Source organism: Listeria grandensis FSL F6-0971, assembly GCF_000525835.1.
In the GTDB taxonomy this organism is placed as follows: domain Bacteria; phylum Bacillota; class Bacilli; order Lactobacillales; family Listeriaceae; genus Listeria_A; species Listeria_A grandensis.
In genome coordinates, this window is the sequence record NZ_AODD01000002.1 from 392,510 (window position 1) to 408,309 (window position 15,800).

15 protein-coding genes are annotated in these 15,800 nt (G+C 41.9%); 13 read left to right on the top strand and 2 right to left on the bottom strand.

Features of this window, described 5'->3' with window-relative positions; genetic code table 11:
* Positions 1-57: 57 nt before the first annotated feature.
* Genes PGRAN_RS02595 through PGRAN_RS02605 form a run of 3 tightly spaced genes read left to right on the top strand, consistent with a single transcriptional unit; the run spans position 58 to position 1,680 of the window.
* Positions 58-480 (top strand): acyl-CoA thioesterase, encoded by a 423-nt coding sequence (locus PGRAN_RS02595; RefSeq protein WP_036064819.1) that lies wholly within the window; start codon positions 58-60, stop codon positions 478-480.
* A gap of 19 nt (positions 481-499) precedes the next feature.
* On the top strand, positions 500-820 hold the full coding sequence (locus PGRAN_RS02600) for a hypothetical protein (protein ID WP_036064820.1): 321 nt from the start codon (positions 500-502) through the stop codon (positions 818-820).
* Positions 814-1,680 carry an aldose 1-epimerase family protein gene (locus PGRAN_RS02605; RefSeq protein WP_036064822.1) on the top strand — a complete coding sequence of 289 codons (867 nt, stop codon included), beginning with the start codon at positions 814-816 and terminating at the stop codon, positions 1,678-1,680. Before PGRAN_RS02600 ends, PGRAN_RS02605 begins: the two co-directional genes overlap by 7 nt.
* A gap of 58 nt (positions 1,681-1,738) precedes the next feature.
* Here PGRAN_RS02605 and plsY read toward each other — a convergent pair whose 3' ends face one another.
* Positions 1,739-2,332: a glycerol-3-phosphate 1-O-acyltransferase PlsY gene (gene plsY / locus PGRAN_RS02610; protein ID WP_036064824.1), complete on the bottom strand. Its 594-nt coding sequence runs from the start codon at positions 2,330-2,332 to the stop codon at positions 1,739-1,741.
* A 193-nt stretch (positions 2,333-2,525) separates the two neighbouring features.
* Between plsY and PGRAN_RS02615 the strand changes: the two genes are divergently transcribed.
* The 7 genes from PGRAN_RS02615 to PGRAN_RS17470 all read left to right on the top strand — a co-directional run bounded on the left by PGRAN_RS02615 (position 2,526) and on the right by PGRAN_RS17470 (position 9,989).
* Positions 2,526-3,818 (top strand): purine/pyrimidine permease, encoded by a 1,293-nt coding sequence (locus PGRAN_RS02615; RefSeq protein WP_036064826.1) that lies wholly within the window; start codon positions 2,526-2,528, stop codon positions 3,816-3,818.
* 68 nt (positions 3,819-3,886) lie between these two features.
* Complete coding sequence (locus PGRAN_RS02620) at positions 3,887-4,306, top strand: CoA-binding protein (protein WP_036064827.1); 420 nt, start codon at positions 3,887-3,889, stop codon at positions 4,304-4,306.
* Positions 4,307-4,559: 253 nt separating this feature from the next.
* Positions 4,560-6,527 (top strand): DNA topoisomerase IV subunit B, encoded by a 1,968-nt coding sequence (gene parE / locus PGRAN_RS02625; RefSeq protein WP_036064829.1) that lies wholly within the window; start codon positions 4,560-4,562, stop codon positions 6,525-6,527.
* A complete protein-coding gene (gene parC, locus PGRAN_RS02630) occupies positions 6,524-8,974 on the top strand; it encodes a DNA topoisomerase IV subunit A (protein ID WP_036064831.1) in 2,451 nt (816 codons plus the stop codon). Before parE ends, parC begins: the two co-directional genes overlap by 4 nt.
* 71 nt (positions 8,975-9,045) lie before the next feature.
* Positions 9,046-9,513: an S-ribosylhomocysteine lyase gene (locus PGRAN_RS02635; protein WP_036064833.1), complete on the top strand. Its 468-nt coding sequence runs from the start codon at positions 9,046-9,048 to the stop codon at positions 9,511-9,513.
* Between the two features lie 147 nt (positions 9,514-9,660).
* Positions 9,661-9,846 carry a hypothetical protein gene (locus tag PGRAN_RS02640; RefSeq protein ID WP_149023957.1) on the top strand — a complete coding sequence of 62 codons (186 nt, stop codon included), beginning with the start codon at positions 9,661-9,663 and terminating at the stop codon, positions 9,844-9,846.
* A gap of 20 nt (positions 9,847-9,866) precedes the next feature.
* On the top strand, positions 9,867-9,989 hold the full coding sequence (locus PGRAN_RS17470) for a hypothetical protein (RefSeq protein ID WP_277619696.1): 123 nt from the start codon (positions 9,867-9,869) through the stop codon (positions 9,987-9,989).
* A 52-nt stretch (positions 9,990-10,041) separates the two neighbouring features.
* On the opposite strand, the gene PGRAN_RS02645 is transcribed toward PGRAN_RS17470, so the two are convergent.
* Entirely contained in the window at positions 10,042-11,895 is a 1,854-nt protein-coding gene (locus PGRAN_RS02645) for an acyltransferase family protein (protein ID WP_036064837.1), read from the bottom strand.
* Between the two features lie 286 nt (positions 11,896-12,181).
* Between PGRAN_RS02645 and PGRAN_RS02650 the strand changes: the two genes are divergently transcribed.
* From PGRAN_RS02650 to miaA, 3 genes are all read left to right on the top strand, one after another.
* Positions 12,182-12,910, top strand: coding sequence for a glycerophosphodiester phosphodiesterase (locus tag PGRAN_RS02650; RefSeq protein ID WP_036064839.1), 729 nt, complete (start codon positions 12,182-12,184; stop codon positions 12,908-12,910).
* Positions 12,911-13,113: 203 nt separating this feature from the next.
* Positions 13,114-14,784: a glycerol-3-phosphate dehydrogenase/oxidase gene (locus PGRAN_RS02655; protein ID WP_036064841.1), complete on the top strand. Its 1,671-nt coding sequence runs from the start codon at positions 13,114-13,116 to the stop codon at positions 14,782-14,784.
* A gap of 85 nt (positions 14,785-14,869) precedes the next feature.
* A complete protein-coding gene (gene miaA, locus PGRAN_RS02660) occupies positions 14,870-15,787 on the top strand; it encodes a tRNA (adenosine(37)-N6)-dimethylallyltransferase MiaA (protein ID WP_036065259.1) in 918 nt (305 codons plus the stop codon).
* The last annotated feature ends 13 nt before the right edge of the window (positions 15,788-15,800 follow it).

Here is a 15,800-nt window from a genome sequence, read left to right on the forward strand (position 1 = left end):
GATTGTGGAAGTTTTTTTGTCGTGGTAGAATGGTAGGTGCTAAGGAGGGGAAAATGGATGAAGTATCATGAGTCAAGGATTGTTGTCCGATATGCAGAAACGGATCAGATGGGAATTGTTTATCATGCTAATTATTTAGTGTGGATGGAGATTGGCCGTACGGAGTTTCTAGAGAGCATCGGTTTGCGCTATTTTGATATGGAGCAGGAAGGTTATATTTCACCGGTTCTGGATGTGCATTTGTCATATAAGCAGGCGATGAAGTACGGACAAACGGCTATAGTAAAAACGTGGATTAAGTCTTATGACGGGTTTCGGATTGTTTATGGCTATGAGATTAGGCAGGTTGGTAGCGAGCAAATACATATTTCTGGTGAGACAGAGCATATCGCAGTTCGCAAAGACGACTTTAGGCCAGTGAGTACAAGACGGACATTCCCTTTATGGCATGAGGCTTATTTAAAAGCAATGACATCATAATGGTAGGTAGGTGAGGACGATGGCTTTTGGAGTGAAGCGTGCGGAGCTTGAAGCATGGAAAAAAAGAGCGGATAGCGGTGAAGTAGCTTTTTTAACACATTACTGGTTAGATGATCGCTTTCCTGATTCCAAAACAGTAACAAAGGCGGCTTGTGCGGATATCGAAAAGCTTGCAGCATGGGGAGCGACGTATGGTTTCAAGCCCGAGTGGATTGATAAGCGCCACGACGGCTATCCTCACTATGATTTGTTTGGAGAAATACAACGAACCGTATTAAAAAAAGAAGGCGAATGGGATCAGCTAGAGCGATTTCATTTGAATGGTGATGACGAATGTTAAAATTAGAAAATGATGCATTACTTGTAGAACTAAAAGAAGATGGAGCGGAATTAACCCGTATTTTCGATAAAAATTCGGAAAAAGAATTTTTGTGGCACGCAGATGGTGCGTTTTGGGGCAGACACTCACCGGTGCTTTTTCCGACGGTGGGACGTTTAGTTGAGGATACGTATTTGGTGGATGGAAAACCGTTCCATTTGGGGCAACATGGCTTTGCGCGGGATCGTATATTCCGAGTGACGGATCAAAGTGAGCAGTCGATAACTTTACGACTAGAAGCAGATGGGGAATCACTGCTGATCTATCCGTTCCGTTTTGCGTTGGAAATCTCCTACCGATTAGAAGGTGGAACTATTCATGTGGGGTATCACGTCGTAAATTTGGATGATAAAACGATCTATTTCTCGATAGGTGCACACCCCGCGTTTAACGTGCCATTTGTTGAGGGAGAAGTGTTTGAGGACTATTACTTGGAATTTGGTGCCACCGAGCAACTCGATACTTTAGCGTTGTCAGGACCTTATTTATCAGGTGAGAAAAAGAAAATAGCGGATGCAAAAAAATTAGCGCTGAACTATGATTTATTTGCGAATGATGCTTTGATTTTCGAAGGATTAACGAAAAATGAAATCACTATTCGTTCGCGAAAAAATAGGCATTTTGTAAAAGTAGCGTTTCCAAATTTCAAATATGTAGGTATTTGGACGCCGAAACCAGGGACTCCGTTTTTATGTATTGAACCATGGTTTGGTATTGCAGATACGCAAGGCACATCGGTTGAATTACAAGACAAGAAAGCGATGGAAGAATTGGCTGTAGGTAACGATTTCTCGAGTGAATACACGATTACAATTGGGTGAAAGTAAAAACCTCAAAAACTGGATTTTATTCTAGCTTTTGAGGTTTTTACTCATTATTTTACATCCATGTTATCTTCGGCTCTTCTCCTTTTTTGATCCGCTTAATATTCGGGATATGGCGATAAATAATGAATGCAGCAATCGCGGCTATAATACCAACCAAAATCCAATCCATTAAGAATAGCGAGATAACGAGTGCACTTGCAGCTGCTATCATAGAACTAAGAGAGACGTACTTGCTTAATTTTAGTGAAAGAGCAAAAATCAGGATCGCAGCCACGAATAGCCATGGTGCATAGGCTAAAATGACGCCGGCCGACGTGGCCACAGCTTTGCCTCCTTTGAATTTCGCGAAGATTGGGAAACTATGCCCGATAATTGCAAAAACACCCGTGAGTAGCCAGAAATGATGGTTAATATCTAATTGAAAGAAGAATGGCAATAATGTTGCAGCCGTTCCTTTTAAAATGTCCATCACGGTTACGACGATGCCAGGTTTGATGCCGAGCACGCGAAACGAATTGGTAGCACCTAGGTTACCGCTACCAAATTCACGAATGTCTTTCTTATAGAAAATTTTTCCTATCCACAAACCGGAGGGGATGGAACCAAGAATATAAGCGATAAAGCAAAGTAAGATTATCATTTCCATGTGTTTAGAAACTCCTTTTATTTCGAACTACCTAACTCCCGCCATTATAGCATAAAAAGGTGATATAGAATATAGATGCTACTTATTTATTTCGTGGACTTTTAGCCAAATTTGGCGTAGAATATGAAATTGGATAAGCGTGATATTCGGTTAGAATAATCAGAAAATAATACAAATGAAAAGAGGTTTTGGAATGAAGTTAGGAATTGCAGCGCTACAGTGGATGATTTTTATGATCGCTGCTGCGATTGTAGCGCCGATCGCGATTGCAGATTTATACCAATTAAGCGCAGTGGAAACGGCTGGATTTATGCAGCGAACGATTTTTGTACTGGGTGTTGCTGGGTTGCTACAAGGCTTACTGGGGCACCGCTTACCAATACATGAAGGACCGGCCGGGTTATGGTGGAGTGTATTCACAATTTATGCAGGATTTATTGGCGTTTTATACACATCTAATATTGCGGCATTACAAGCATTATCTGGCGGATTGCTCGTGAGCGGTGTTTTCTTTATTATCCTTGCAGCAAGCGGTTTTATCGGTGTTTTGGCGAAGTTATTTACGCCGACGGTTACTTTTGTTTACTTAATGCTACTCGTCCTCCAGCTAAGTGGCTCCTTTATCAAAGGAATGTTTGGCATTTCAGCAGATCATCCGACAATGGATCCGTGGATGGCTTTATTAAGCGCTATTGTCATCATTGCTACATTTACGTTCGGACGGTCGAAGGCGATGTGGGTGCGCCAATATTCGGTGATCTTTAGTTTGATACTTGGATGGGGGTTATTTTTGGTTGCTGGGAAGGCACCTAGTGTCAGTTCCGCACATACTTGGTTTGATGTACCGAAATTATTTGCGTTTGGTGCGCCGACTTTTGATTCTGGTGTCATTACAACCGCGATATTTATTACCTTGCTGTTGATTACGAATCTAGTGGCTTCGGTACGATTGATGGAAGGTATTGTTGCAAAAGACGAGCCGAGTGATCCAAAACGGTATCGGCGTGGAGGCCTTATATCGGGTGTTAATCAATTATTTGGTGGTGGATTTTCGGCGATAGGTTCAGTACCTATTTCAGGGGCTGCTGGATTTGTCACACAAACTGGTCAGAAGTCCATTAAACCTTTTTTAATTGGTTGCGTTCTTGTTATTGGGATAACGCTATTTCCACCAATTATGAATGTAATGAGCGCGTTGCCTGCACCAGTTGGCTATGCGGTGACATTTGTTATTTTTACGAACATGGTTATTATGGCTTTGAAAGAGTTGAAAAAAATTACAGTTGGAGAGGAAAACGCCTACCTTGTCATCGGAATATCTTTGATGGTCGGTGTTGGTGTTATGTTCTTGTCTCCATCAGCGACGCAGGGTTTGCCTGCAGCGGTTATAGCGGTACTAAATAATGGGCTCATTGTAGGCAGTATTTTTGCGATTATTTTAGAGCAGTTTTTCTTATTTCGAGAAAAAGAACCTAAGCGAGGATGATCGGTAGTCGATTTGCTTGCTATTTTGCTGCCCGTTCCGCTATGATAGACGTATAGGAGGGGATTTAGATGACAATTTTGAATCCTGAAAGGTCGGAAATTCACCAGATTTTGAAACAAGCAAAACGGATTGCGGTCGTGGGGCTTAGCGATAATCCTGAGCGTACATCGTATCAAATATCCGAGCGAATGCAACAAGAAGGTTACACGATTATTCCTGTGAATCCAAAGGTAGACGAAGTACTGGGCGAGAAGGCTGTAGCCAAACTAGCTGATATTGAAGGGCATATCGACATTGTTGATATTTTTCGGAAATCAGAATTTTTGCCAGCACTTGCTAAAGAATTTGATGTGATAGATGCAGATGTCTTCTGGGCACAGTCGGGTATTGTCAATGATGAAGCCTATAATTTTCTAAAAGAAAGAGGTCATACGGTCATCATGGATCGTTGTATTATGGTTGAGTATTTGCTTTCTGGTAAAGGATAATGTTAGACTAAGGTAAATAGTTCGTAACGAAAGCCTCTTCAAAAGGGGCTTTTGACTTGCCAAAAAACATATATGTATGGAAAACCTGCTCGCGTTAGAAAACCGCTATGTAACCAAAAGAGAAATTGGGGCTTTATTATTTGGTGAGTTAATGCTATTCTGTTAAAGTAGTTGCTACCAACATATGTTTGGACAGCAGGTAGAAATGGGTAAACGAACAAGATGTATACGCAAGAATGGAAGGAGAAAAAAGATGAGTCGCTCAAAAAATGAATATAATGATGATTCCATTCAAGTATTGGAAGGACTTGAGGCGGTACGCAAACGCCCAGCGATGTATATCGGTTCGACAGATACACGAGGATTACATCATTTAGTATATGAGATCGTGGATAATTCCGTCGATGAGGCATTGGCAGGATATGGCCATAAAATTAAAGTTGTGTTGCATAAAGATGAAAGTGTCAGTGTTTCGGATGAAGGTCGTGGTATGCCAGTTGGGATGCATAAAACTGGGAAACCGACTGTGGAGGTTATTTTAACAGTACTTCATGCTGGTGGTAAATTTGGTCAAGGTGGTTATAAAACAAGTGGTGGTTTGCACGGTGTTGGTTCCTCCGTTGTTAATGCTTTATCGGAATCGCTAAAGGTGACGATTCATCGTGATGGCTTCACGTATGAAATGGATTTCGCGGATGGTGGTAAACCAGTTGGAACATTGCGCAAGCTTGGTAAAACTAACAAAAGAGGTACGATCATTCGTTTTAAACCTGATAAAACGATTTTTTCCATGACTTCGTATAATTATGAAACGTTATCGGAAAGGTTACGTGAATCAGCGTTTCTTTTGAAAGGCATGGAGATCGAGCTGATCGATGAGCGAATCGGGATGGAAGAGAAATTTCATTTTGAGGATGGCGTGAAGAACTTTGTTGAATACATTAACGAAGGCAAAGATGTGCTGCATCCTGTCGTTTCTTTTGAAGGAGAAAGCAATACGATTGAGATTGCAATGGCATTCCAGTTTAATGATGGTTACGCAGAAAACATTTTGAGCTTTGTTAATAATGTGCGGACAAAGGGTGCTGGTGCGCATGAAGCTGGCATGAAGGCGGCGATGACACGCGTGTTTAATGAGTACGCCCGTCGTGTTGGTATGTTGAAAGAAAAAGAGAAGAACTTGGAGGGTAGCGATATCCGGGAAGGGCTTTCAGCGGTGCTGTCTATCCGAATTCCAGAGAATTTGCTGCAATTTGAGGGGCAAACGAAGGAAAAGCTAGGTACGCAAGAAGCTAGACCTGCTGTGGATGCCGTTGTTGCTGAGCATTTGGGCTATTTTCTAGCGGAAAACCCAGAAGTGAGCGCGTTGCTGGTGAAGAAGGCTGTGAAGGCGCGTGAAGCACGTGAGGCTGCTCGTAAGGCGCGTGAAGAAACGCGAAATGGTAAGAAGCGCAAACGTTCAGAAACATCGCTTTCTGGTAAATTAACGCCGGCGCAATCGCGTAACCCGCAGAAAAATGAACTGTATCTTGTCGAAGGAGACTCGGCGGGTGGTTCAGCCAAACAGGGCCGTGATCGCCGTTTCCAAGCTATTTTGCCACTTCGAGGTAAAGTTATTAATACGGAGAAGGCGAAGCTCGCAGATATCATGAAAAACGAAGAGATTAGTACGATCATTCATACAGTTGGTGCCGGCGTAGGTGCGGAGTTTGAAGTCGAGGACTGTAACTATGATAAAGTCGTTATTATGACCGATGCGGATACGGATGGCGCGCATATTCAAGTGTTGCTCTTGACGTTCTTTTATCGCTATATGCGTCCGCTTGTTGAGGCGGGCAAGGTTTACATCGCATTACCACCGCTTTACAAGGTGAGTAAGGGTGTTGGTAAAAAAGAAGTGATGGCGTATGCATGGACGGATGAGGAACTTGATTCTGCCATTAAAAAAATCGGAAAAGGCTACATTATCCAACGTTACAAAGGGCTTGGTGAAATGAATGCTGACCAATTGTGGGATACGACGATGAATCCTGAGTCACGAACGCTAATCCGTGTACGCATTGATGATATCGCTCGCGCTGAGCGTCGTGTGGCAACATTGATGGGCGATAAAGTAGAGCCAAGACGTAACTGGATTGAGAAAAACGTCGAATTCTCGTTAGAAGAAGACCAAAGCATTCTAGAAAATGAGAACATGATTATTGAGGAGGCGGGCGAGTGAGTACTCCAGATGAAAAGATTCAAGATTTAGCCTTGGAAGAAGTTTTAGGAGACCGATTTGGTCGTTATAGTAAATATATTATTCAAGAGCGGGCGTTACCTGATGCACGTGATGGCTTAAAACCGGTGCAGCGACGGATTTTGTTCGCGATGCACGTGGAAGGTAACACTGCTGAAAAAGGGTTCCGTAAATCTGCGAAAACAGTTGGTAATGTTATTGGTAATTACCATCCACATGGTGATTCGTCAGTGTACGAAGCGATGGTTCGGATGAGTCAAGATTGGAAAGTTCGTAACACACTGATTGAAATGCACGGGAATAATGGTAGTGTCGACGGTGATCCGCCTGCAGCGATGCGTTATACGGAAGCACGAACATCTAAAATTTCCTCCGAGTTGTTGCGAGATTTGGATAAAGAAACGGTTGATTTTGTTTCCAACTTTGACGACACAACGAGCGAGCCTACGGTGTTACCGAGCCGTTTTCCGAATTTGCTTGTAAATGGTTCGACAGGGATTTCTGCAGGTTATGCGACGGATATTCCACCGCACAATTTGACCGAAGTTATTGAAGGCGTCATTAAGCGTTTGGACAAGCCAGATTGTACAACGCTAGATATTATGAAACTGATTAAAGGCCCTGATTTTCCAACTGGTGGCATTATTCAAGGCATAGACGGGATTCAAAAAGCTTACGAGACTGGAAAAGGGCGCGTTGTTGTGCGTTCGAAGACGGTTATTGAAGATATGCGTGGCGGTCGTCAACAGATCGTGATTACGGAAATTCCGTACGAGATCAATAAAGCGACACTTGTCAAACGGATGGATGACCTGCGCATCGATAAGAAAATTGAAGGTATCTCTGAGGTTCGCGACGAGACTGATAGAACGGGTTTGCGAATCGTTATTGAGCTCAAAAAAGATGCGAATGCAGACGGCGTCTTGAACTACCTTTTCAAAAATACCGATCTGCAAATTTCCTATAATTTTAATATGGTCGCGATCTTTAACAAAAGACCGCAGCTGATGGGTGTTATTTCGATGATTGATGCGTATATTGCTCACCAAAAAGAGATTATTACGAAGCGTTCCGAGTATGATATTCGTCGTGCGAAGGCGCGCCAACACATTATTGATGGTCTGATGAAGGCTTTATCGATTTTAGATGAGGTCATCCGCATTATTCGTGGTTCTAAAGATAAACGCGATGCAAAATTAAACTTACAAACGACCTATGATTTCAGTGAAAAACAAGCAGAAGCGATCGTTTCGTTACAATTATATCGCTTAACAAATACGGATATTACACAATTACAACAAGAAGCTGACGAACTTGCGACGCAGATTTCAGCATTAGAAGCAATTTTAGGCGATGAAAATAACTTGATTGCATGCCTCAAGAGCGAACTAAATGAAATCAAAAAAACCTACAAAACACCACGCTTAACGGTGATTGAAAATGAAATTTCAGAGATAAAAATTGATACCGAAGTTCTGGTTGCAAGTGAAGACGTCGTCGTTTCTGTGACGAAAGAAGGCTATGTGAAGCGTACGGGGATGCGTTCTTATTCAGCATCTAACGGAGAAGATTTATCGATGAAAGAAACAGATCATGCCATCTTTATCCAGACGATGAATACAATGGATTCTCTGCTACTTTTCACAAGTAAAGGGAACTATATTTATCGCCCGGTGCATGAATTACCGGATATCAAATGGAAGAACTTAGGGGAACATGTGAGCCATCTTGTGTCGGATACGTCGGCAGAAGAAGAAGTAGTTGCTGCGATTCCGATGAAAACCTTTAGCGAGACAGATTATTTCTTGTTTGTAACAAAGAATGGCATGATTAAGGCGTCTGCTGTTCTCAACTACAAGCCACAGCGCTACTCTAAAACATTGATGGCGATCAACTTAAAAGGAGACGATAGTCTAATCTCAGTAGAGACCGTGATCGGAAATGAAGAAGTTTTCCTTGCTAGTCATAACGGTTATGGGTTGCGTTATTCTATTAGTGAAGTACCGCTTTCTGGTGCTAGAACTGCTGGTGTAAAAGCGATGAATCTTAAAGCGGGAGATTATATTGCGGGTGCGAAAGTCATTGTGCCGAGCGAAACACGCGATCTTGTTTTGGTGACGCAACGAGGCTCGGCAAAACGAATGAAACTGTCTGAATTTGAAACGATATCCAGAGCTAAGCGCGGGTTGCTCATGCTTCGAGAGCTTAAAAGCAGCCCACATCGCTTTATTAGTCTCGATTTAGCGAGTAGTAAAGATATTATTCATATTGCCACAAATAAAGAGGTGGTTGTAGATATGGATGTCTCTAATTTACGCGTGACAGATCGTTATTCGAATGGCTCTTTCATTATGGACGAACAACTAGAAGGCGTACCGGTAGAAACATGGTTATCGCTGGCAACTATTACAGAAAATACGGTAGAATAAACGTGAAATGTATTCCTAGGGTGTGCTATCCTAGGAATATTCTTATAAAATTGAGAAAGGGATGAAATGTAATGTCTGAAAAAATGAATGTTGAGAGCTTCAATCTAGATCATACGAAAGTAAAGGCACCATATGTGCGTCTTGCTGGTCAAAAAATGGGAGAACATGGCGATGAAATTTATAAATACGATATTCGCTTTATGCAACCTAATAAAGAACATATGGATATGCCTGCACTTCATTCATTGGAGCATTTGATGGCAGAGTTATCGCGTAACCACTCGGATAAAATTGTAGATATTAGTCCAATGGGGTGCCAAACAGGCTTCTATTTATCGATTATTAATCATAAAGATTATGAGGATGTGCTCTCTATTCTAGAAAAAACGTTAATTGATGTATTAAATGCTACAGAAGTTCCGGCTTGTAATGAAGTGCAATGTGGCTGGGCAGCTAGTCATAGTTTATCTGGTGCCCAGGAGCTAGCTAAAAATTTCTTAGATAAAAAACAAGAATGGACACAAGTCTTTGGAGAATAGCCTGTAAAAATATTTACACTCAAGCGAGAATGTGTTAAATTGAATATATATACACAATGATGAAGATCACTGTCATAGTGGTCTTTTTTTAATTCTTGTTTGAAAGCGGAAACACCTTGATTGTACAATAATTATTTGGAAAGGTGAATGATGATGAAGCAATTTTCAATTATGCATCAAAATGAAATGGATCTGAAATTGAGCAAGTTTAATGATGCTGCCAATAGGTTACAAGGATTACCGAAAAGAGAGCCCACTTCTATAGTGGAAGCGAGAAAGGCAGCCAAATATATTGTTATCGAACCAATGGAAAAAGGCATCGGGAAACGTTAATCAGGCCTAAAAGTATTGCGGTGAGTATTGCCTTTGATCGCGTGTTGATGCTTTATTTATTTTATCAGGAGCAGGATGCGTTATTCCAATCGAATGAAATCCAGAATTTATTTAATGAGCAAGAACGGCTAGTCTTTTTATGATGCAAAAAAAATTCGCACTGCCATCTATCTAAAGATTACAATGCGAATTATTTTAATGTGCCATCTTGCTGGTGAGTAAGTTGACATAGGCTGCGACGCCTTTCTTTGTTAGATGGACACCATCTTGACCAAAATATTCTGGGTGATTCACAGCGAGGCTATACCAGTCGACATAGGTGACATTGTCATACTCTGCATCGATTTTTTTGATGGATTCGTTGACCTCAGATTCCCATTGACGTGGCACGCGTGTATTTACGAGGTAAATGCTGGCCTGGTCAAACATTTGAACAAGTTCTTCCATTTTTTTGAGAGCAAAAGGACCATTAGTACCAAGTTCGAGAATCACTGCGCTACCTTTAGAATTATATTTACCGTATTGGGTAGCTGTATTGAGAGCATCCGTCATCTGGCGTCCGACTAAACCATCAATCGCGATATTAGGCACAGCTTTTTCTAAAACAGGTTGTATATCAATCATGATGGAATCCCCAATAGCGACTGATTGTGCATACTTGATCTGATCAGGTGCTACCGGTTTTTTCGACTCACTTTTCTTAGGTGTTGTTGCCGGCTTTTTCGCTGGATCAGAAGGTGCTGCTTCTTTTTTCGGAGGGACTACAGACGTTTTTGGTTTTGCGACGGTTTTTACATGTGTTTTTTGCGTGCCTTCCGCGTTTGTTTTAACTGGAATCAAGTTGCTCATTCCGAGTGCGAAAAATCCTAACAGAAGAACGAGGCTCCCGATAAAAGCCCATTTACCGATTGGATATCCACGCCAGTGTAGCAGTTCTTGTAGGCGGAATGATTTAATGTAGGGAATAAACCCTTTTTTGCGAATTGGCGTCTCCACATAGCGATAGGAAAGTTCCGCGATAATCAATGTTGCCGCGACCTGCAGGGCAGCTCGTCCTAAGCTAGGTGTCCCGACTTCCGTAATCGGTGTTGTCAATGTGATGATGGGGTAATGCCACAGGTAAATCCCGTAAGACCTTACGCCGATCCAGCGCAGTGGTTTGAAGCTAAATAGTTTACTTAAGTACGAGGCTGGGTGGGCGATCGTTGCAATCATAACGATGGCATTAATCGCAATTAAAAACATGCCTCCGCGATATAAAAAGGAATCGTACTCATTAACAGTAGCGACACAGAATACAAAGATGGCGACGCTTATCGTTCCTGCCAAGTTAACGGTGATTTTGCCGGCCATTGGAATGTTAGGTGATAGTCGTGTAAACGGCCAAACAAAAGCTAGCGCCCCGCCGAGTAATAGGCCAAAAGCACGCGTATCTGTACCGTAATAAACACGGCTAGGATCACCATCAGGAGAGTACAAAATAGCCATGACAATCGCAGAAATGATGGCTGCAATCACAATGATGCGCAAAATAATTGCAGGCTTTTTGATAAATTTCAGGGCACCAAATAAAAATAGTGGCCAAATGATATAAAATTGTTCTTCGATGGCCAGTGACCATAAATTTTTCAGTGGAGAGGCCATTCCAAATGAATCGAAATAAGAAACGTTATGAAAGATAAACCACCAATTGCTCATATATAGGAAGGAGGCTGTTGCATCTCCTCTTAAAGTGGCAAGCAGTGGGCGATTGAAGATAACGGCAAAAACGACCACCACGACAATCATTAAATACACAGCTGGAATCAGTCGTCTGAAACGTCCTATCCAAAACTTTTTCAAATCAATGCGTTCATTTTTTTCCCATTCGGAAAGTAAAATATTTGTAATTAAATAGCCTGACAAAACGAAAAAGATGTCGACTCCCAAGAAACCACCGGAAGCCCATCCGAAACTGAGATGATAGGCGATGACAGCGATAACTGCCAATGCTCGAAGCCCGTCTATGCTAGGTACGTATTTTCTTTTATGTCGAGCGGATCTCTCCATGCGATCTCTCCTAACTGCAAATCTATATGGAAAGAATGTTTCCCATTTCAATTGCTAATGTGAAGTAGTAGGAATAATGAAACTGTTATTAAATCCCCCCGGATGCGTTTAACGTCAAGACGAACACGCTATTCATTGGTTATTCTCTACTAATCTATAATACCACATGTTGCCTAGACTGTAATACGATAGAGGAGCAAATAACAGGAATTTATTAAATTTGAGACAATTGTCTTATTTATGTATAATAAAAAGGGTAGTAATGTGCATAAATGAGGTGAGGAATTTGACGGAAATATTTGCCCATCGAGGGAGTAAAGGCACACACCCAGAAAATACGATACCTGCTTTTTTAGCGGCGGTAAAAGCTGGAGCAGATGGGATTGAACTAGATGTTCAGCTGAGTAAAGATGGCATTCCCGTTGTAATCCATGACGAAAAAGTCAATCGGACGACGAACGGTTCGGGATTGGTAAAGGATTTTACATTGCGCGAGCTTTGTAAATTGGATGCTCACCAAGGCTATAGAAAACGTTTGCGAGCATTGTTCAAAAAAACGACGATTCCAACATTGGAGGAAGTCTTGGATGTTTTAGGTAAATATCCACTAATCTTAAACATCGAACTAAAAACAGATGCGTATGATTATGACGGCATTGAAGAAAAAGTATTAGAACTGTGTCAAAAGAAGGCGGGGCGGCTGACCTTTTTATTTTGTTCTTTTAATCTGGAGACGCTGGCACGTTTGCGCGCACTTGATAAGCACATCAAGCTTTCTGCAATTACAAAACTAGATGTGGAAGACGCTTTAGCGCAACGAGATATACTAAAGCTGGATAGTATTAATCCGCCATTCAAAATTCGGAACATAGACGCGCTTAAAAATGTTCCGACAAGATGCTGGACTGCAAATAAACCGGGGCAAATCGAAGCGCTCTTTGATGAAGGGGTTCAGGGATTTATGACAGATTTTCCGGCAAAAGCGGTGGAAATCCGAAAGCGACGAAACAAATAGCTTTACTTTTGACGAGAGGCTGTACTATAATTGGAGACAAGTTAATACTAATTATTGTCTGAGATACGGAGAGACTACAAATGGCGAGCGCAATCGCTTACTTTGTAGTCTCTCTTTTTTTGTGTATCGGTTTAAAGCCAACAAAAAGTGGAAAACAGATGGTGATAGATAGGCTGTATTTAATTCTAGAGGGGGAAAAAAGAATGGTACAATTATTTTCGGCTTTTGATAGAGAAACGATTCAAACAAAGATGACGGAGGAAACATTTGACCTCGTTATTGTAGGTGGTGGTATTACCGGTGCAGGGATTGCTCTTGACGCGGTTTCACGTGGTATGAGCGTGGCGCTAATTGAAATGCAAGATTTTGCGGCGGGAACTTCTAGTAGGTCAACCAAACTGGTGCACGGTGGTTTGCGTTATTTGCAACAATTTGAGATTAAAGAGGTAGCGGATCTTGGGAAAGAGCGCGCGATTGTCTATGAAAATGGTCCGCATGTGACAACGCCAGAATGGATGATGCTACCGTTTCATAAAGGTGGTAATATGGGTAAAGTCAGCGCTTCGTTCGGAATTCGTCTTTACGATTATTTAGCAGGTGTGAAAAAAGAGGAACGTCGTAAAATCTTATCGGCAAAAGAAACATTGGCGAAAAATCCATTTGTGAAAAAAGAAGGCTTGAAAGGATCGGGTTACTATGTCGAGTACCGGACAGATGATGCACGCTTAACGATTGAAGTTATGAAAAAAGCGGTGGAATTAGGTGCTAAAGTAATCAATTATACGAAAGCAGAAAACTTTTTATATGATACAAAGAAGCAGGTTGTAGGTGTCGTGGCACGTGATCGGATTACAGGGAAAGTTTTTGATATCAAGGGACATCGGGTTGTCAATGCAGCGGGTCCTTGGGTGGATCGGGTGCGTAAGATGGATTATGCGACGAACAATAAGCATCTTCGTTTGACGAAGGGGATACACTTGGTCATCGATAAAAAGAAATTCCCAATGGAGCAGGCGGTTTATTTTGACACACCAGACGGTCGAATGGTTTTTGCGATTCCGCGTGAAAAGAAGGTTTATGTGGGTACAACGGATACGGTGTATGACGAAATGGTGATTAATCCGAAAGCGAATGAAGAGGATCATAAATATGTGATTAAGGCGATCAACTATATGTTTCCAGATGTGCATATTAGCGAAAATGACATTGAATCGAGCTGGGCAGGGGTTCGTCCACTGATCTATGAAGAAGGCAAAGATCCATCTGAAATTTCGCGGAAGGATGAAGTCTGGTTTTCGGAAAGTGGCTTAATTACGATGGCTGGAGGAAAACTAACTGGGTATCGCAAAATGGCTGAAAAACTACTAGATGAAGTCACAAAAGCGCTGTCCAAAGAAACTGGTAAGAAATTCAAAGCTGTACAAACACATCATTTACCAATTTCGGGTGGGGATGTAGGCGGTTCCGATAATATTGATGCTTTCATCGAGAAAAAAGCGAAAGAAGGAAACAATCGCTTTGGTTGGACATTGGCGGAAGGTCGTGAACTTGCCAAACGTTACGGCTCTAATATTGATCACGTCTTTACCTACGCGCAAGAGCACAAAGAGAACGGGACATCTGCTTTGCCGAACAGTTTGTATGCGCAGCTACATTATGCGATTTATCAGGAAGCTGTCATTCATCCGATTGATTTCTTGCTTCGTCGTACGGGCTATCTTTTGTTTGATATGCCATACTTGTTGGAGTGGAAAGAAGAAGTTATCAAAGACATGGATAATTTATTTCAATGGGATGCAGCAACTAAAGAACAATTGGTTGCGGAATTGCAAACGCAGATTGATGATGCGCGCGAGCCAGCGGATTGGCATTGATCGATTTCTAACAATAGTATAATAAAACCTCCCTTTACAAATCTTCATTTTATGATACATTGGAGATATGGAAGGGGAGGTTTTTTTGAGCAAAATTCCCGTTATTGTAATTGTTGGCCCGACTGCGGTTGGGAAGACGGCGTTAAGTATCGAATTGGCGCAAAAATTTGATGGAGAGATTATCAGTGGTGACTCCATGCAGGTGTATCGTGGGCTTGATATTGGCACTGCAAAAATAACGCCCGAAGAGATGGCTGGTATCCCGCATTATTTGATTGATATTAGGGAGCCGAGCGAAACCTATGATGTTTCGGAGTTCAAACGGGAAACGCATCAATTGATTCGAGATATTTGGAAACGAGGAAAAATCCCTTTTTTGGTTGGTGGAACAGGGCTTTATGTGCAGTCTGTGCTTTATGATTATACGTTTTCCGAGGTGAAAAGCGATCCTGTTTTTCGTGAAGAACTGGCGAAAAAGCCGAGTGAAACGTTACTTTCTATGCTTCGTGAGGTTGATCCTGAAAGTGCGAATAGCTTGCATGCCAATAACCCGAGGCGTATTATCAGGGCACTCGAAGTTTACCATCTATCTGGCAAGAAGTTTTCGGAGTTGCAGAATCAAGAGGCGCAATCGAGCGAGTTTGACCCGCTTTTGATTGGATTGAATCGTGAGCGTTCTGAGCTTTATGCGCGGATTAATTTGCGTGTAGAGTTGATGCTTGCGCAGGGATTACTTGAGGAAGCACGCAGATTTTATGATACAGGTGTTCGTGATGTGCCGGCTGCCCGAGGCATTGGTTATAAAGAACTGTTTACATATTTTGATGGGAATATGGCACTTGCTGATGCGACAGAGCTGTTACAGCGGAACTCCAGGCGTTTTGCGAAGCGACAGTTGACTTGGTTTCGAAATCGCTTAGATGTGCATTGGTTTGATACTGGAGAATCAGGAATAAACAGTGTAATAGCAATGGAAATAAAGCAGTTTTTGAAAAGGGAATAGGGTGTTTTAATCG